Source organism: Macrococcus psychrotolerans, from assembly GCF_038095555.1.
GTDB lineage: Bacteria > Bacillota > Bacilli > Staphylococcales > Staphylococcaceae > Macrococcoides > Macrococcoides psychrotolerans.
Window position 1 is genome coordinate 1,963,561 of sequence record NZ_CP124591.1, and the last position, 18,830, is coordinate 1,982,390.

Here is an 18,830-nt window from a genome sequence, read left to right on the forward strand (position 1 = left end):
ATCATCCTTTCATTAATTTTATCATTATATTTCCAAACGGTAGATGATACCACTCTTGTACACTGATAATCTTCCATTTCACCATAGCATACAATACAACAGTCAATCCTATAACCACACCCATAATAGATACACCCATAGCTGTAAGTCTTGTACTATAAGGAATCACTAATATGCATTGAATGGCGATACTCATTACAGTAAGTGCTAGCAACCAGCGTTTTATAAAGGTATTTAATTTTAGTTCATATATTTTTTGTACTTTGTAATAAAGACATAGTGTATACATTACAAGTCCAGCCACAGTAGCTATTGATGCCCCTGTGATGTCGAACTGTGGTATTAACAACAAGTTAAGCAGAAACTTCGTCATGATTCCGGCTATGACAGCTACCAACTGAATACGAAATGCGTTATAGATTTGTAGCATGGCTGTAAACATAATAATCAGTGATACGAATATTACAGATAACATATATATGGCTAACGCTTCATATCCCGTTATCGTTTCAAATAAAAATAAATTTAGAGGACGAATTAAATTCATCAATCCTACAGCAGCTGCACTACTGAAAACGATCGTTATCTTCAAAGCACTATCCGCATAAGATTTCATTTCAGTTAATGCATTCTTAGCTCTGCACTCTGCTAATACTGGAATGAGCACGAGCGAAAATGACGTTGTTACTATAAGCCCCACTTGAATTAACGAGCTGCCTCGGTCATAAACTCCTTTTAGTTCTTTTGCTCCATCTAAACTCATTATTTGTTTCAGTTGATTAATCATCGTAAAACTGTCAACCAGCTGCCATAAAATGAGTACTAAATAACTTAAGCTATAAAAAAATATTAAAGTAAAGAAATCGAGATAATAGGTTCGTACCTCATTGTTTTGATAATTACTTTCAAGATGCGTAAATCCTTTTACCTTTAAATAGATATAAGCAGCACTCAAACCTAAAAACGATCCGAATATACTGATGCTACCACTTTCATACACTGAAAAATCAGCTTTTACAAACAAGGTAATTGCAAACAATATCGTTGTAACCCTAACAATCTGTTCAATAACCTGACTGACAGCAATATGCTCCATTTGATGTTTTCTTTGAAGCTGTCCACGCGCCAAAGCCACAAATGGAAATGGTAGGAGTACTAATGCAGATACTTGCAACATGCGCTCAAGCTCTGTATCTCCCATAAGAAATGCAATATGTTTACTAAATACAACAATTAACACTAAACTCAGTAAACTAACCATCGCCAGTATACTTCTTAACTGTTTCATAAATAAAGTGTCATACTGCGACTGACTGACAACGGAGGGAATCGCATTTAAAGATAGCACTGAGACAATTGCAATTAGCGGATACACTTGTTGATAAGCATATAACCCGGTATCCCCTAATACATTTTGGTATGGCACTCTATATATTGCACTTAATACCTTTACGAATAGCATTGTAAGCGTTAAGATAATTACGCTATTAAAGACTGGCTTATTCTCCATCCATCATAATTCCTTCCTGAATTCGATGAGATAGCTGCACAAGTGCAGATAACCAATTTGATTGTTTCTTTAATATAAATGTCAGTTTATTATCTTTATATTCAATCTTCAAATCTCTGCCAAAAGATTCTGTCGCTTTAAATAAACGCTCACCATTAACTTTAGTCGTTGTTGCTTCTGAAGCTTCCAGTTCAATCGATTTTCCTGTGTCTCTCACTTGTACAATACCGAAGCTTAATGCATTTACTTTAATTTCAACAATTTTCATGAGGTGATCTACGGCTTCTGGATATTCCCCGTAACGATCGGTCATTTCGTCTTGGACATCGATCAGTTCCTGCTCTGTCGTAACACTACGTAATTTCTTATAAAATTCAATCTTTGCCTGTTCTTCTCTTATATATTCTGCCGGAATATATGCATCTATTTCTACATCAATCTCTAATTGTGGCACCGCTTCTTCCTCTTTAATCCCCCGTTTTTCATTCACTGCTTGCTGTAGCATTTCTGAATACAGGTCATATCCCACTGAATCAATGAATCCGTGCTGTTGTTTTCCTAGTAGATTCCCTGCACCACGAATATTTAGATCACGCATCGCAATTTTAAAACCTGAACCAAGTTCAGTAAATTCCTTAATCGCTTGTAGTCTTTGCTCTGCAACTTCAGTGAGTACTTTATTCGGCGCATGAAGGAAGTATGCATAACTAATTCTATTACTACGACCAACACGTCCGCGCAGTTGGTACAGCTGACTTAATCCGAAACGATCTGCATCTTCAATTATCAATGTATTTGCATTCGGCACATCCACCCCTGTTTCGATAATCGTAGTTGTAACAAGAATATCATATTCGCCATTAATAAAGCCGAGCATCGTTTCTTCCAATTCTCTTTCAGACATTTGTCCATGTGCTACCGCAATCCTCGCATCAGGCATCATCATCTCGAGCTGTTCTGCCTTTTGATAAATGGTAGCAACGCGATTATAAAGGTAAAACACTTGTCCATTCCTTGATAATTCTCTTTCCATCGCTTCTTTTATGAAGTTATGCTGGTACTCAAGTACGTAAGTCTGCACTGGGAATCTATTTTCTGGCGGCGTCTCAATCACCGATAAATCTCGTACACCTAACAAACTCATATGCAATGTTCTTGGAATTGGTGTCGCTGTTAGAGTTAATACATCTACATTCGTCTTTAATGCTTTAATCTTTTCTTTATGCGTCACGCCGAAACGTTGCTCTTCATCTACAATCAGCAATCCCAGATCTTTGTATACGATATCTTTCCCGAGTAATTTATGTGTTCCGACAACGATATCTACAAACCCTGATTTGAGTCCTTTCTTTGTTTCATTAACTTCTTTCGTCGTTCTAAAACGACTCATCATCTGCACTTCTACCGGATAATCCTGCATACGCTCAATAATTGTTTCATAATGTTGTTGGGCTAAGATTGTTGTAGGTACCAAGAACGCAACTTGTTTCCCATCCATAACAGCTTTAAATGCCGCGCGAATTGCAACTTCCGTTTTACCGTATCCAACATCTCCACATAACAGACGATCCATCGGCTTACTTTTTTCCATATCACCTTTAATTTCGATAAGACTTTGCTTTTGATCATGCGTCGGTTCATACGGAAAGTCCATTTCAAAGTTTTCTTGTTCTTCAGTATCCGGACCAAATTGATACCCTTCTATGCGTTCGCGTTCTTGGTAGAGCTTTAATAATTCTTCCGCAATATCCTCAACGTTCTTTTGAACACGCGCTTTCGTTTTTTTCCACTCTGTTCCGCCAAGTTTATTGAGCTTTGGATCCTTATCTTCTGAACCAACGAATTTTTGTACTTGGCTCATCTGATCAACAGGGACAAACAGTTGATCCGTACCTTTATATTGAATCTTAATATAGTCTTTATGCAGTTTATTAACGAGCAATGTCTCTACACCAAGATAACGGCCAACACCGTGATGTGTATGAACAACATAATCACCTATATTTAGTTCTTGATACGATTTTATTTTCTCAGCATTTGATAATTTTTTTTGAGTACGTTTTGGTTTTTCTTTACGTAACTTAAACAGTTCTCGCTCCGTTATAACAACTAGTTTCATATAAGGAAGTTCGAGCCCTTCTGAAAGATCCCCTTGTACAATTGTAGATATACCAGGCTTGCTTTCATCGATATTAAATGTTACTGGAAGATTCATATCAGTGAGCATCGACTTAATCTTTTCTTTTCGCGTATCATTTGTTGCTAACACCACTATATTAAAGTCATTCTTACGATAACGATCAAACTCTGAGAACATTAAGTCATATTGACCATAAAATTGTTGCACAGGTTTACATGAAAACTTAAAAACCTCATCGATCACTGCAGTCATACTTGCAGTAAATAAAGTGAAGTACGCAACTTTATGTTTATTCGTAAGTGCTTCTAAACTACCTTCTTTGATAAACGTCTGACCAATAAATCCACGACCAGATTCGATCAGTGATTCCATAAATTCGCTGTTTTCTCGAATCGCCGCATCTTTAGCCTCTATCACACGATTATATTCATCAATCACAATGATGGCATCCTCTTTAAAATAATCTGCAATTGTCGTCTCTTCACGATAGGCAAATTTAACCATGCGACGCAGAATATTATGACTAAACAACTCCGTCATATTAAGTTTTACCGTTTCATAAGTTTCTCTTAAATCATCTCGGACATTCGTCTTAATCTTCGTACGTGTGTTCTCAAATGCTTCGCTGAGATTATCTGACATCAACTTTAAATCTTCAGCAGAAAAAATAAATTCACTTGCAGTCGATAACTCCACCTTATCTATATTATGCAACGAACGTTGACTATCAATATCAAATGCACGAATCGAGTCTACTTCGGTGTCAAATAGTTCGATACGTACAGGTTCACCAATCATTGGGTATATGTCAATGAGTCCTCCACGAACGGAAAATTCTCCTAATGTTGTTACACGTTCTGTCTTTTGATATCCCATATCAATGAGTCGTTGCTGCAATTCCACTAAGTCTATATCAATACCTAACGTAATTTCTAAATGATATTTTAGGAATGTTTCTTTTTGACTAATTAATTTCTCAAGCCCATTCACCGGAATGAGAAATAGCCCATTTTGGCCTTTTGCCAAATGGGTGAGGGTTCTTATACGCTCTTGCATAAGGTCCGGACTCTTTGTAGAGAATTCTTCAATCATGATATCTTGTACAGGAAATTTGAAGACATCTTCTTCATTGACGAGCTGTACGAGATCTCTTTCTAACCTTTCAGCCTGATAAAGGTTGCTTGTAACAACAACCATCTGTTTTTGATGATGCATATAACTTTCAGCGAGCATCATTGCTTTTGCAGATGGGTTTAATCCAGTGATTAGTATATTTTTATTACCGATTGCATTGTTATAATCTTGAAATCGCTCATCTTTATATATGAGTTTATCTATTATTTGTTTCATACATCACCATTATACTGATTCATAATATTTTCAAATCTTTCACCTGCGATGAATGCCTCTACCGCCTTAATAGTCTGATCTATTACTTTATCCATAATAATCATTTCATCATGGGTAAATTTCTGTAAAACAAAGTCAACGACCTTTAAATGGCCCGTCGGTCTACCAATACCGATTCTAATTCTTTTAAACTGATCTGTTCCTAGATGCTGAATCAATGATCTAATACCATTATGTCCCCCAGCAGATCCTTTTTGGCGTAAGCGTAGTCTACCAGGCGGCATATCTAAATCATCATATAATACAAGTAAATCTTCTGTTGAAACATTAAAGTAATCCATCAATGGCCTCACTGCTTCGCCAGACAAGTTCATATATGTCATTGGTTCAATTAGCAGGACTTTTTCACCATTTATCATCGCAATTGTATAGAGTCCTTTAAATTTCTGTTGATTGAGCTCTAAATTATATGATTCAACCAAACGATCAACTACCATAAAACCTATATTATGTCTTGTTAATTCATACTTCTTTCCAATATTCCCTAAACCAACAATGCACTTCATAAATTATTCCTCCGAATTAATAATACTTCCATTATAGACAAATTATAATAATAATTCATTAAAGACACAAAAAGAGATGAGACTATAAGCCTCATCCCTAAAAACTAACGTATTATTCAGCTTTTTCTTCGCCTTGAGCGTCCTCTTCAGAAGCTTCTTCACCTTCAGTAGCTTCGCCTTCTTCTGACTCTACTTCGACTGTTGGTGGAACTACAGATACAATCGCTTCATCGTCTTCATTATTAATTGTATAAGCTTTACCTGATTTCAAATCTCCTACCATAATTGAGTCTCCGATATTTAATTCAGTTACATCAACTTCAATCGTTTCAGGAATTTCATCTGGTGTAGCTGTTACAGATAACTGGAACAGTGGCTGTTGAACTACGCCACCTTCTTTAACACCTTGAGCTTCGCCTGTTAAGTTTATAACAACATCTACCGTTAATTCAGATTTCATATTAATTGCTAAGAAGTCAATATGCGTAACCTTATTTTTAAGAGGATCGACTTGATAATCTGAAACCATAACTTTAATAGTTTTTGCACCCACTCCTAGTTCAATAACTCCGTTGCGCCCAACTTCACGAATAACTTTAACGAATTCAGGCTCATCTACTTTAACTGAAGTATTTGATGCACCGTAGCCATAAACAACTGCAGGAATCTTACCTTCATTTCTAATCTTGTTTAGTTCACCTTTAGTTTGTTTACCTTGTCTAATAATTGCTTTTAATGAAGTCATAATATAATCTCCTTTTTGCGCACCATCGCGCTCCTACGTTTACCCATCAGTTGTGAAAACCTGCTTGTAAAACGTTTATTGTGTTCATCGATATATTATAAGTACCCATTATTTTTAACTAATAAACATAATTTTTAATTTTTACTTCGAAAGATGCAACAAAACCCTTTTTACTATTATGATTGACGGCCTAGACGACTGAATGCTCCTACCCAATTTCTTCTTGTTACTAATCAAATAAAATACTTACAGACTCTTGTTCATATACACGCACAATTGCCTGTGCTAAAAGTTCTCCTACAGATAATTGCTTAATCTTAGCTGGCTTATTCTCTTCTGGTAGAATAATGGAATTTGTTACAACCAGCTCTTTAATAGCCGAGTCCTCGATACGTTGATATGCTGGCCCTGATAGTACAGGGTGCGTACAACATGCATATACCTCTTTAGCACCTTTATCAATCAGCGCTTGAGCAGCAAGTGTAATTGTACCAGCAGTATCAATAATATCATCGATGATAATCGCCGTCTTACCATTGATATCTCCTACAATATTCATAACTTCTGCTACATTCGGTTTTGGACGACGTTTATCAATAATCGCAATCGGCGCTTTTAATCGATCTGCCATCTTACGTGCACGTGTCACCCCACCATGGTCAGGTGATACAACTACGATAGACTCTTTGTCAATCCCTTCTTTCGCATCGAAATAATCTGAAAGAATCGGAACACCCATGAGGTGGTCAATTGGAATATTGAAGAATCCTTGAATTTGCGGCGCATGTAAATCAAGAGCAATTACACGGTCTGCTCCTGCTTTTTCCATCATATCTGCAACAAGTTTTGCCGTAATTGGTTCCCGACTTCTTGCTTTACGATCTTGTCTTGCATAGCCATAATATGGCATAACGATGTTAATAGTTTCTGCTGAAGCACGCTTTAGTGCGTCAATCATAATTAATAGTTCCATTAAGCGTTCGTTAACAGGATTTGAAGTAGGTTGAACGATGAATACATCACAACCTCGAATACTTTCTTCAATATTAATTTGAACTTCCCCATCACTAAAACGTTTAACACTTGATTTTCCTAAAGGAATACCTACGACTTTAGCAATTTCCTCTGCTAAAGGTTTATTACCATTTAATGCAAAGATTTTTAAAGACGTATTCTTATATTCGCTGTTCATCATTTTTTAAGCCTCCGTTTTGAAATATGAATATTTATTTATCATAATAGCCATCTTTAGTTGTCTGACGCGCACGACCTAGTGCCAGACTTTTTTCAGGTACATCATCAGTAATGGTAGAACCTGCTGCGATAAAGGATTCATCGCCAATTGTAACAGGTGCAACTAGATTCGAGTTGCAACCGATAAACGCATCTTTCCCAACAATTGTTTTAAATTTATTTATACCATCATAATTGACAGTAATGGCTCCACAGCCTATATTCGTTCTAGCACCGATCTGTGCATCTCCTATATAGCTTAGATGTGACACTTTTGCTTCATCATCCAACTTTGCTTTTTTGATCTCTACAAAATTTCCAACCTTTACATCCGTTCCCAAGAGACTTCCCGGTCTTAATTGAGCAAACGGTCCAATTGTCGTAGAGTCACCCACCTCAGATTCAGCGATTACAGAATGCTTTATTGTTACGTTGTCGGCAATCTTACTATCTGAAATAGTACTACCGGAAGTAATGATGACATCATTACCAATCTGCGTGCTTCCCTTTAACATCACATTCGGTTCAATAATTGTATCGCTACCGATGACTACATCCGATTCTATGTATGTCGTTAATGGATCAATAATGGTTACACCATTCATCATATGTTGTTTGTTAATTCTTAAACGTAGCGTTTGTTCTGCTATTGATAAATTATATCTATCATTAATCCCTAATGTTTCACTAAAATCTTCAGTGACATATGCTTCAACAAGTTCATTTCTTTCACGTAGTAATTTGATTACATCCGGAAGATAGTACTCGCCTTGTGCGTTGTTGTTATCGACTTGTCCAAGCAGTTCGAATAACAATGCGTTATCAAAGCAGAATGTTCCCGAACTCACTTCATTTACTAGTCGCTCTTCTATCGAAGCATCCTTCTCTTCAACAATGCGCTCTACTGCACCATGTGTATCGCGAATAATTCTACCGTAGCCAAATGGTGTATTTGTCTTAGCGGAAAGAATCGTCGCTTTTGCACCTGTTAATTCATGATGCGCAATAAATCCGGCAATTGTTTCTTCAGAGATTAATGGCGTATCTCCACAAATGACAATTGTTGTTCCTTGTTTACCTTCTAAATGTTCTGCAGCCATTTGTACAGCATGCGCAGTACCAAGTTGCTCACTTTGCATACTGAATAATGATTGATCTCGTAAAGCAGCCTTTACATCTTCGGCACCGTATCCCACAATCGTTACGATTTCAGTAACGTCTGCTTTCTTAATATTATCTATGACATGTTTCACCATCGGCTTACCACAGACAGGATGCAACACTTTGTGAAGTTTCGACTTCATTCTCGTCCCTTTACCTGCAGCGAGAATAACAGCTTGTCTTGTCATCATATGTCCTCCATTTTGAGTGATATTATAGTTTATGATAGAGCATCTTTTCTTAAGTACCCAGTCTATAATATTTTAACATATTTTTTATCTATTTAGGGCAATTTTCGGAAGGCATTGAAAGCAAATTTCGAAAGTGCCAACAATCCATTAAAAAAAAAGATAGGCATCTGCCTACCTTTTTTATGCTTTTAAATCTTCTGATAACGCCGTATCTGAATCAGACTCTTCTAATTGTGATGATACTTCACTTGTAGCACTATCAGCGATATCTATAGCACTTGTACTAGGTTCAACCGCTTCTGTTTCATCGTAAACTTTCATAACTGCTTCTTGAATTTCTTGTCGCATTTCGCTGTTAATAGGATGTGCGATATCACGGAATTCTCCATCAGATGTTCGTTTACTTGGCATCGCTACAAAAAGACCATTATTTCCGTCAATCACTCTCAAATCATGTATTACAAACGCTTCATCCAACGTAATGGATGCTAAAGCTTTCATCCTACTATCCGTAACTAACTTCCTCATTCTTACATCTGTGACCTTCATTCTGAATAGCCTCCTAATATAAATGTAAGTTAATGATCGTTTATAGTTTCAGGGCCACCGCTTCAATTTCAACTTTTACGTCTTTTGGTAATCTACTCACTTCAACACAGCTTCTTGCTGGTAAATGGGTATTAAAATATTCACCGTAAACTTCATTAATTAACGGAAAGTCATTCATATCACTAATAAAGATTGTCGTTTTTACCACACTATCCAAATGAGCACCGCTATCTACAAGAACGGCAGATAAGTTGTCCAGCACTTGCTTTGTTTGTTCCTGAACATCTTCACTGACTAATTCACCTTGTAATGTCAAAGGAATTTGACCGCTTGTATAAACCATATTGTTTACAACAACAGCATGACAATATGGCCCGATTGCTTCTGGCGCATTTTTAGAATAAATATTTTTCATGTTAATTTCTCCCTGCTTCAGAAAATTTGTCTAAGCAATTACCTTCTTCAACAGTAAAAGATTGATTATATTCATCTACATTAGATAATTTAACCAAAGAGGTATAGTCCTGAATTAAACGATTCTTAACTTCTTTCGATTCTACTAATACTGTTACCCCTTTTACTGTTGCTTTAAACTCATTCATTAAATTCATGACCCCTGTTATAGAGCCTCCTGCACGCATGAAATCATCAACAACCAAAACTTTCGAACCTTCAGGAAGCGTGCGCTTTGATAATACCATCGTCTCTATCTTTCTCGAAGAACCAGATACATAGTTGATAGAAACCGTAGAACCTTCCGTTACTTTGTTATCTTTTCTTATTACTACAACCGGTAAGTTTAAAATGCTGGCTACTGCATTCGCCAATGAGATTCCTTTTGTCGCTATGGTAACTACTGCATCTATTTCTTCATTCATATACATTGTAGCAATCAGTTTTCCCACTTGCCCAAGCAATCTCGGATTACCCACAACATCTGACATGAATAAATAACCTCCAGGAAGCAGTCTTTCCTCCTCCTGCAACATATTACACAATGTTCTGATCAGTCCTTCGGCTTCATCATAATACATTCTATGTCTGAACGTTACTCCACCACTCGCTCCAGCTGTTGTTGTGATAATTCCAATCTCTTCTTTTTCAAAAGTATCTTTAATAATTTGTACGTCCTCGCTAATTGAAGACTTAGCCTGTCCAAACTTTTCTACAAAGTAGGTTAATGGCACAAGCTCATTTGGATGGCTTAGCAAATAACTCGTCATGTAGACGATACGTTCACTCCTCTTAAATTTCATAAAATCCCTCATTTACGCATGATGTATGTTTAATATACCACAAATGTTCGGTTTTCCCTACCCCAGCATCCTTACCATATATACTTCTTTACAACATCCTTTTAATGCATTGACTACGCTTTTAGCTTGGCGTTCTTTTGCTGCTAATCCATATACAGTAGGTCCACTGCCGCTCATCATAGCAGCATCTGCTCCGGCTTTCATCATCGTTTCTTTAAGCATTTGAATAACAGGATGCATTTCTATCGTTACAGCTTCTAGCCTATTCCCTAAAGCGCTTATCATCTCCAGGTAATCTCCTGCTTCAATGGCACGTCTGCATTTCTCATTTTCAATCTGTTCATGTGCTTGTGATAGATCAAGTGCACTATAAACCTCTTGCGTCGATACACTGATCTCAGGTTTAGCTAAGATTACCCAGCATGAAGGTGGCTTCGGTAAATGTTCAAGTACTTCACCACGGCCTGTACATAGTGTCGTTCTTCCGTATATACAAAATGGAATATCTGACCCAATTTCACTTGACAGTTCTGCTAAAGTTTCAAGTGATAGGTTCAATTCAAACAGTTTGTTCATTCCACGAAATGTGGCAGCAGCATCACTAGAACCTCCTGCTAGACCTGCCGCTATCGGAATTGTTTTATCGAGCGTAATCGTTACTCCGCATTTTATATTGTAACGCTCTATCATAAGTTCTGCAGCCTTATAAGCTAAGTTTCTATGATCGTTTGGCACGTATCGATGCTCTATTTTGAGTACAATTTTTTTATCTTTTCTCTTCTCAAAAGTCAGTCGATCATATAAGTCTACTGTTGTCATTATCATTTCTACTTCATGATAGCCATCATTTCTTTTATATAGTGTATCTAGTGTCAAATTTATTTTAGCTGGTGCATTCTCATAAATCATATCTCGTCCTCGCTCAATTAATTAATACAGTTATTTTATCACAATTCGATTTCTAAATTGTAGATTGATAAAGAAAATAAAAAATAAAGCATATTCTCTACGTAGAGAATATGCTTCACTAATTATTGTACAAGAAATTCTTCTTGTTGATCATTTACAAATGTAACTTGCACGTTTTCTGTTAAAACGTCCGTGTATGTATAAGACACACGCTCAAAATTATGTTGCTCCTGGTCTAGTTCGACCACGAAAACTGATGGATAAGTTTCTTTAAGCACACCACGACGCTCAATTAACTTTTTACGTCCTCCATTAGCTCTTAATACAATTCGATTACCCAACTGACAGTCAAGAATTTTTTTGATGTCTACTAATGTTTTTGGCATAATGACCCACCTCGCTATGCCCTTCATTTTAGCATTATAATGAAAAATAGTCAATAAAATTTTTAATTTTAACAATTTTATTTTCCGTTGTCAATGTTTTAAATCACCAACTCTGGATACTTTTTCATATTATTTGAAAGTTGTGCATAATCATTTAAATTAAGGCTCTCTCCACGACGTGAAGGTGCTACGCCACTTGCCTCAAGCCATTCAATAATACGTTCTTTGTGCTCCTTACTATCTTGTATCAAGCTCATATAGTTATTTAAGATTGTCTTCCTGCGCTGGACGAAAGCACCTCTAGTTAACTTAAAGAACAACGTTTCGTCTTCAACATCTACACGAGGGCTCTCTAATGTTGTCAGCTTAACTACGAGAGAGTCTACATTCGGCGGGGGCATAAAGACACCTTTAGGAACAACCATAATACGTTTCACATCCGTATAGTACTGCACTGCAATGGATAATGAACCATACGCTTTTGTTGAAGGGACTGCAGACAAACGCTCTCCTACTTCTTTTTGCATCATCACCACGTAACTGTTAATATTCAAGTTTTTTTCCAGTAAGCCCATTAATATCGGCGTTGTAATATAATAAGGTAAATTGGCCACAACGAAAATTTCATCGCAATGATGTAGATACGTTTCTATAGCAGAAGCTACATCTGCTTTTAATATATCCTCGTTGATTACAGTTACATTATCATAAGGACTTAACGTTTCTCCTAGTATCGGTATAAGTCGCTGGTCTATTTCAAATGCTAAGACTTGTTTCGCGTGTTTTGCTAATTGTTCAGTTAAACTCCCCATTCCAGGACCAATTTCAATTACACCTGACGTCTTATCTATACCTGCAGCCTCAATTATATTTCTGATGACATTTGTATCCACAAGAAAATTCTGGCCAAGACTTTTCTTAAACTTAAACCCGTATTGATCTAATAACTGTTTCGTTCTTGTTGGTGTTGCAATATCGTTATATTCCATTATTCCTCTCCTTTATCATATAGTGCTTGCTTTACATCCTGCTCAGTTATACCGAAAGCATTGAGTCTATGAAATAATTGCTTTCCATTGCAATAACCGATTCTTAAGTACTTGCATACTTGCTTCCTTTTTTCCTTCGCATAAGGACCGATAATTAAGCCGTTATCTACTAAAAACGCTTTACTTACCGTTTCAGAAGTATAATCAAACGGCGTTGATACATGCATTAATGCATCTTGAATTGCTTCAATGGGTGCATGTTCGATACCAATCTTACCACGTTTACTTACAGCAATATCAGCATCAATAAACGCATGCTTTACTGCAGGTACCTGACTTTCAATCGTCTTCCTGATTTTATTTCCTGGGTAATCAGGATCTGTAAGTACAATAACACCTCTCACTTCGGCTGCATGTCTAATCGCTTCAATGGTCTCTTCGTTAATAGCAGAACCATTCGTTTCAAGCGTATCACATTCTACTGCAAGCTTTACACGTGTTGTATCATCTTTACCTTCCACTACAATAATTTCGTTAATTTTCATATATATCTATCCTTTACTTTTATACAACTAAATATTATACGTTATATATATATAAAAGACCACGTGAGTAATACGTGGTCTTTATCGCTAAAGTTATTTAATCCCTATTTGCCATTTTAAATAATCTCTCAGCGTTAGCTGTTGTTTGTAGTGCCACCTCTTCTAATGTGATACCGCGTAGTTCCGCAATCTCTTCTGCCACCAACTTTACGTGCATCGGTTCATTACGCTTTCCACGATAAGGATGTGGTGTTAAATACGGCGCATCTGTTTCAACAAGTAGTTTATCGAGTGGTACATGCTTCGCAACTTCTTTAGGCTGTTTGGCATTTTTAAACGTTACAGGTCCCCCTAAAGAAATAACAAAGTTTAGTTTTAATACTTCATCGCAAGTTTCTGGGCTGCCACTGAAGCTATGCATTACGCCGCCAACTTCTTGGGCATTTTCTGATTTCAATATTTCAATTACATCATGAGTTGCTTCACGATTATGAATAACAATTGGAAGTTTCACTTCTTTTGCAAGTTGAATTTGTCGCTTAAATACTTCTTTTTGTATATCTTTTGGAGACTTATCCCAGTGATAATCAAGACCCATTTCACCAATCGCAACAATTTTAGGATGTTTTGAAAGTTCTTTTATCCATTCGTAATACTCATCAGTGAAATCGATAGCATCAACTGGATGCCACCCAATAACACCGTATACGAAATCATAATCCTCTATTAATTTCATTGTCCGTTTAATCGTTTTTTCATCAAATCCCACGACAATCATACGGTCTATTCCATTTTTACGTGCTCTATCAATAACTTCCTGTAAATCTTCATCATATTGGTCTGCGTTTAAATGTACATGTGTATCGATTAACACAAAATCACTCCTATTTATTTAACGATAGAACCATTTTCAATCGTGCTTGGTAAGCTTACAAGTGTTAATTGTCCATCTTTCTCAGCAGAAAGAATCATACCTTCTGATTTCTCACCACGTAGTTCTACCGCCTTTAGATTTGTAACGACTACTACTTTTTTGCCAATGATATCCTCTGGATTATAGAATTCTGCAATACCTGATACAATTTGGCGTTTTTCATTACCTAAGTCTACTTGAATTTTCAGCAGTTTCTTAGCCTTCTTCACGTAATCTGCATCAATAATTGTTGCTGCCTTTAATTCTATTTTATCGAATACATCAATTGTGATTTCACTTTTACCTTCAGCTTCATTTTTCTTAGATACAGGTGGTTGCATTGTACCTTTAATAAATTCCACTTCTGCTTCTACATCTAATCTCGGAAAAATCGGTGTCGCTTTTTCCACTACTTTAAGTTCCGTAATGTGTCCATAAGTGTTTAAACTATCAAATTCATAAAGTGCATTATCTTTTAAATTTAACTGTTCAAAGATTTTATATGGTGCTTCTGTTAAGAATGGACGTAATAATACCGCTGCAAAGCGAATATTCTCAACAAGATGATACATTACGCTCTCTAAGAGTTCTTTTTGGGACGTATCTTTAATAAGAATCCACGGTGTTGTTTCATCAATATATTTATTAGTACGTGAAATTAATTTCCATACTTCTTGTAAAGCAACTGAATACTGCATATTTTCCATCGCATTATCATAAGCTTTCTTAGTTGCTACTGCTAGATCTTCAATTTCTGCATCAACTGTATGCATTTGCCCTTTGTATCCGGTAAGGTTACCGTCAAAATATTTGTTAATCATGGCTATCGTACGGTTTACCAGATTACCGAGATCGTTGGCTAAATCAAAGTTTGTACGATCTACGAAAGCTTCCGGAGTAAATACACCATCTGATCCAAATGGCAGCTCTCTCATTAAATAATAACGAACGGCATCTAGGCCATAACGATCGATTAATATATGAGGATCCACGACATTTCCTTTAGATTTACTCATCTTGCCATCCTTCATAAGAATCCAGCCATGAGCAAAAATTTTCTTAGGAAGAGGTAAATCTAACGCCATTAATAACGCTGGCCAGATAATTGTATGGAAACGCACAATTTCTTTTGCCATAATATGTACATCAGCAGGCCAGTACTTATTAAATTCTGTCTCATCTTCAGATAAATATCCAAGCGCCGAGATATAATTCGTTAACGCATCTATCCAGACGTAAACAACATGCCTCGGATTAGATGGAACTTTAATTCCCCAATCAAATGAAGTTCGTGATACTGCTAAGTCTTCAAGACCTGGTTTAATGAAATTATTCAGCATTTCATTTTTACGTGAAACAGGCTGGATGAAGTCTGGATGTGCATCATAGTATTCAATTAAACGATCTGTATATTTACTCAACTTAAAGAAATAACTTTCCTCCTTGACAAGTTGCACCGGATGCCCAGAATCTGGACTCTTACCCCCAACAATTTTTTCTCCTTCATAAATAGGATCTACAAGTTGCGTTTCAGTATAGAACGTCTCATCAGGTACAGAGTACCAACCTTCATAGTCGCCTAGATAAATATCCCCTTGCTCCAGTAATCTCTCAAATACTTTTTCTACCACAACTTTATGTCTATCTTCTGTCGTTCTAATGAAGTCATCATTAGAGATATCTAATTTTTTCCATAGTGCTTGAATATCTGCGATGATTTCATCTAAATATTCAATTTCAGATTTACCAGCAGCTTGAGCTTTTTCTTGAATCTTTTGACCATGTTCATCTGTACCCGTTAAGTATTTAACATCATAGCCTTGCATTCTTTTATAGCGTGCAATTGCATCTCCAGCTACCGTTGAATATGCATGTCCTATATGTAACTTCCCACTTGGATAATAAATAGGGGTCGTAACGTAAAAAGTATTGTTCGTCATATGAAATCCTCCTCGTCTTTACTTATTAAATATACATAAAATAAAGGTTTTTTTCAATATTACTAATACTTACAATTCGACATGTTTTAAAAAAACATACAAATAATAAACATCAAATAATATTAATTATAATTAATAAACATTACTATTTCATTACAAATTATATATATAACCTTATTCCATTGACTTTGTAAAAAAAAGGTAGTACACTCTAATTAAGACAAATGTCGAACAATTTAATTCGAGTGTCGAATTTACTGATATTATCAAATATACAATTATATGGAGGAAATAAAATGAAATCTACAGGTATTGTAAGAAAAGTTGATGAATTAGGACGTGTTGTTATTCCGATCGAATTACGACGTATTTTAGATATTGCTGAGAAAGATGCTTTAGAAATTTATACAGACGCCGATAAAATTATTTTAAAGAAATATAAACCTAGCATGACTTGTGCCGTGACAGGCGATGTTTCTGAAGATAACTATCTATTAGCTGGCGGTAAACTTGTGTTAAGTAAAGAAGGTATTGCACAATTACTTAAAGAAATCGAAGAAAAAGAAGCGCAAGAAGAAAAATAAATACTATATCCATTAAAAAAGGTGCCGCAGGGCACCTTTTTTAATGTTCAATATGATAAATTTCATATACTTCATTCTTCTTTATATCTCTATCGACTGCGACTTGTTTGATTGCCTCTTTAGATCGCATACCTGTTTCAATATAATGTATCACATGCTCATATACCGTAAGCTCTGCCCACCAATGTACTTTATCCGCTTCGCTTACTGCATCGATTATGATTACAAATTCACCCTTCAAGTTGATTTCATTGTCTAACTTGTTATAAATTTCTTTGACATTAGCTGTTTCTACTTGTTCGAATTTCTTAGTTAATTCTCTTGCAATAGATACTTTTCTTGTTGCATCAATTTCCATTATTGTTTCAATCGTGTGTTTCACACGAAATGGTGATTCGTATATAATCGCCGTATGAGGGAGTTCCATTAAAGTTTGTAACCTCTTTTTCTTCTCCTTATCTTTACGTGGCAAAAAACCATCAAAAATAAATGAATATGAAGCAATGCCACTTGTCATAAGTGCTGAGAGTGCAGCATTTGGACCAGGTATTGTTTCTATTCTAATTCCTTTATCACGACATTCTACTACGAGTTCATAACCTGGGTCACTAATTAGTGGTAACCCTGCATCTGATACAAGTGCGATATGATTGCCGGATACCAATGTTTCAATCAGCTGATCGGTGACTTTATTTTTATTATGTTCATGGTAACTCTTCAGAGGCGTATCAATATTATAATGCATCGTCAAAGTTCTTGTGACACGCGTGTCTTCACAGTAAATACAATCTACTTCTTTTAATATTCTAACCGCTCGAAATGTGATATCCTCTAGATTTCCTATTGGTGTACCTACTAAGTATAATACCCCGGTCATGCTAAGTCTCCTTTTATGAGCTTAAGTTTCTGAGCTCTTGTCATTTGTTTTATCGCATATTCTCTTTGCATAGCTTCTCGTTTTGAATCAAAGCTTTCCTCATATACGCGTTCAACAGGTAACCTTACCCTTGTATATTTTGCACCTTTTCCGCTACTATGTACAGCTAACCTTCTATCTAAATGTGTTGTATATCCTGTATAAAGGGAATCATCTGCGCATTTTAGGATATAGATATAGTGTTTATCCATAATAAACGCCATTCATCTCTGAACTATAAGTTCCGTCATCGTTATATATATAAAATGGCGGTTGTAATTTCAAATCTGGTTTACCACCTTTAATCCCCTCAACAATAACAGTAATCGCTTGAGTTTTAGATTTTTTGGAGTAAATAGGAATGAGTCGCTTCGGTTCAATGCCTCCGGTTCTCATATCCACAATAACATCTGCTAATCGATCTGCACGTTGAACAATTACCATCTTGCCACCTTGCTTAAGTAGGTGGGTTGCAGCACGTACACAATCCATGAATGTACACATTACTTCATGACGTGCAATACGATGCGCTTCCTTTAAATGTTGATAAGATTGATTCTCCCTGAAATAAGGTGGGTTGCATGTAACGACATCAAATTGACTTGGTAAGAATGTACTACCAACATCTTTAAGATCCATATGATGCATTTTTATTCGAGATATCAAATCATTATACTGGATTGTACGTACTGCCATATCAACTAATGCATCTTGAATCTCTATCGCTTCTATAGTCATTTTTGTACGAGACGACAAGAGTAAAGGTATAACCCCATTACCCGAACAGAGATCAATTATTTGATCCTTCGCACGTAATTGTGTGAAATGGGCTAGCAATAACGCATCTGTTGAGAACGAAAATACATCATCATTTTGAATGATAGATAGATTTTCTTTCAAAAGCTGATCGAATCGTTCGTTTTCTTTTAACATTTTTCCCTCCCTAA

At 36.2% G+C, this 18,830-nt stretch carries 19 protein-coding genes; 1 reads left to right on the forward strand and 18 read right to left on the reverse strand.

The window, feature by feature from the left end; all coding sequences use genetic code 11:
• Window position 1 precedes the first annotated feature (1 nt).
• The 15 genes from QA539_RS10330 to metG form a co-directional block, all read right to left on the reverse strand.
• Window positions 2-1,510, reverse strand: coding sequence for a polysaccharide biosynthesis protein (locus QA539_RS10330; RefSeq protein WP_419895183.1), 1,509 nt, complete (start codon window positions 1,508-1,510; stop codon window positions 2-4).
• Window positions 1,500-5,000 carry a transcription-repair coupling factor gene (mfd, locus tag QA539_RS10335; protein WP_219493349.1) on the reverse strand — a complete coding sequence of 1,167 codons (3,501 nt, stop codon included), beginning with the start codon at window positions 4,998-5,000 and terminating at the stop codon, window positions 1,500-1,502. Before mfd ends, QA539_RS10330 begins: the two co-directional genes overlap by 11 nt.
• Window positions 4,997-5,566 carry an aminoacyl-tRNA hydrolase gene (gene pth / locus QA539_RS10340; protein WP_099482377.1) on the reverse strand — a complete coding sequence of 190 codons (570 nt, stop codon included), beginning with the start codon at window positions 5,564-5,566 and terminating at the stop codon, window positions 4,997-4,999. Before pth ends, mfd begins: the two co-directional genes overlap by 4 nt.
• Before the next feature lie 112 nt (window positions 5,567-5,678).
• Window positions 5,679-6,311: a 50S ribosomal protein L25/general stress protein Ctc gene (locus tag QA539_RS10345; protein ID WP_419895184.1), complete on the reverse strand. Its 633-nt coding sequence runs from the start codon at window positions 6,309-6,311 to the stop codon at window positions 5,679-5,681.
• Between the two features lie 229 nt (window positions 6,312-6,540).
• On the reverse strand, window positions 6,541-7,506 hold the full coding sequence (locus QA539_RS10350) for a ribose-phosphate diphosphokinase (protein ID WP_219493351.1): 966 nt from the start codon (window positions 7,504-7,506) through the stop codon (window positions 6,541-6,543).
• A gap of 31 nt (window positions 7,507-7,537) precedes the next feature.
• Window positions 7,538-8,893, reverse strand: coding sequence for a bifunctional UDP-N-acetylglucosamine diphosphorylase/glucosamine-1-phosphate N-acetyltransferase GlmU (gene glmU / locus QA539_RS10355; protein ID WP_419895608.1), 1,356 nt, complete (start codon window positions 8,891-8,893; stop codon window positions 7,538-7,540).
• A 183-nt stretch (window positions 8,894-9,076) separates the two neighbouring features.
• Window positions 9,077-9,445, reverse strand: a complete 369-nt coding sequence (gene spoVG / locus QA539_RS10360) for a septation regulator SpoVG (RefSeq protein ID WP_419895185.1) — start codon at window positions 9,443-9,445, stop codon at window positions 9,077-9,079.
• A gap of 40 nt (window positions 9,446-9,485) precedes the next feature.
• A complete protein-coding gene (locus QA539_RS10365) occupies window positions 9,486-9,860 on the reverse strand; it encodes a RidA family protein (protein ID WP_219493355.1) in 375 nt (124 codons plus the stop codon).
• 1 nt (window position 9,861) lies between these two features.
• Window positions 9,862-10,701 carry a pur operon repressor gene (purR, locus tag QA539_RS10370; protein ID WP_219493357.1) on the reverse strand — a complete coding sequence of 280 codons (840 nt, stop codon included), beginning with the start codon at window positions 10,699-10,701 and terminating at the stop codon, window positions 9,862-9,864.
• A gap of 57 nt (window positions 10,702-10,758) precedes the next feature.
• Window positions 10,759-11,610: a 4-(cytidine 5'-diphospho)-2-C-methyl-D-erythritol kinase gene (gene ispE, locus QA539_RS10375; RefSeq protein ID WP_419895186.1), complete on the reverse strand. Its 852-nt coding sequence runs from the start codon at window positions 11,608-11,610 to the stop codon at window positions 10,759-10,761.
• Between the two features lie 122 nt (window positions 11,611-11,732).
• Window positions 11,733-11,996 carry a biofilm formation stimulator Veg gene (gene veg / locus QA539_RS10380; protein WP_041636232.1) on the reverse strand — a complete coding sequence of 88 codons (264 nt, stop codon included), beginning with the start codon at window positions 11,994-11,996 and terminating at the stop codon, window positions 11,733-11,735.
• A gap of 98 nt (window positions 11,997-12,094) precedes the next feature.
• A complete protein-coding gene (gene rsmA, locus QA539_RS10385; RefSeq protein WP_413475493.1) occupies window positions 12,095-12,985 on the reverse strand; it encodes a 16S rRNA (adenine(1518)-N(6)/adenine(1519)-N(6))-dimethyltransferase RsmA in 891 nt (296 codons plus the stop codon).
• Window positions 12,985-13,530, reverse strand: coding sequence for a ribonuclease M5 (gene rnmV, locus QA539_RS10390; RefSeq protein WP_419895187.1), 546 nt, complete (start codon window positions 13,528-13,530; stop codon window positions 12,985-12,987). The genes rsmA and rnmV overlap by 1 nt, the downstream gene beginning before the upstream one ends.
• Before the next feature lie 97 nt (window positions 13,531-13,627).
• Window positions 13,628-14,404 carry a TatD family hydrolase gene (locus tag QA539_RS10395; RefSeq protein ID WP_219493362.1) on the reverse strand — a complete coding sequence of 259 codons (777 nt, stop codon included), beginning with the start codon at window positions 14,402-14,404 and terminating at the stop codon, window positions 13,628-13,630.
• 14 nt (window positions 14,405-14,418) lie between these two features.
• On the reverse strand, window positions 14,419-16,383 hold the full coding sequence (metG, locus tag QA539_RS10400; RefSeq protein ID WP_419895188.1) for a methionine--tRNA ligase: 1,965 nt from the start codon (window positions 16,381-16,383) through the stop codon (window positions 14,419-14,421).
• 296 nt (window positions 16,384-16,679) lie between these two features.
• Between metG and QA539_RS10405 the strand changes: the two genes are divergently transcribed.
• Complete coding sequence (locus QA539_RS10405) at window positions 16,680-16,967, forward strand: AbrB/MazE/SpoVT family DNA-binding domain-containing protein (protein WP_099482735.1); 288 nt, start codon at window positions 16,680-16,682, stop codon at window positions 16,965-16,967.
• 40 nt (window positions 16,968-17,007) lie between these two features.
• On the opposite strand, the gene rsmI is transcribed toward QA539_RS10405, so the two are convergent.
• The 3 genes from rsmI to QA539_RS10420 are packed head-to-tail and all read right to left on the reverse strand — an operon-like array spanning window position 17,008 to window position 18,816.
• Window positions 17,008-17,844 carry a 16S rRNA (cytidine(1402)-2'-O)-methyltransferase gene (gene rsmI, locus QA539_RS10410; protein ID WP_419895189.1) on the reverse strand — a complete coding sequence of 279 codons (837 nt, stop codon included), beginning with the start codon at window positions 17,842-17,844 and terminating at the stop codon, window positions 17,008-17,010.
• Window positions 17,841-18,095 (reverse strand): GIY-YIG nuclease family protein, encoded by a 255-nt coding sequence (locus QA539_RS10415; protein WP_219493366.1) that lies wholly within the window; start codon window positions 18,093-18,095, stop codon window positions 17,841-17,843. The genes rsmI and QA539_RS10415 overlap by 4 nt, the downstream gene beginning before the upstream one ends.
• Entirely contained in the window at window positions 18,088-18,816 is a 729-nt protein-coding gene (locus tag QA539_RS10420) for a tRNA1(Val) (adenine(37)-N6)-methyltransferase (protein ID WP_419895190.1), read from the reverse strand. The genes QA539_RS10415 and QA539_RS10420 overlap by 8 nt, the downstream gene beginning before the upstream one ends.
• Window positions 18,817-18,830: the final 14 nt, after the last annotated feature.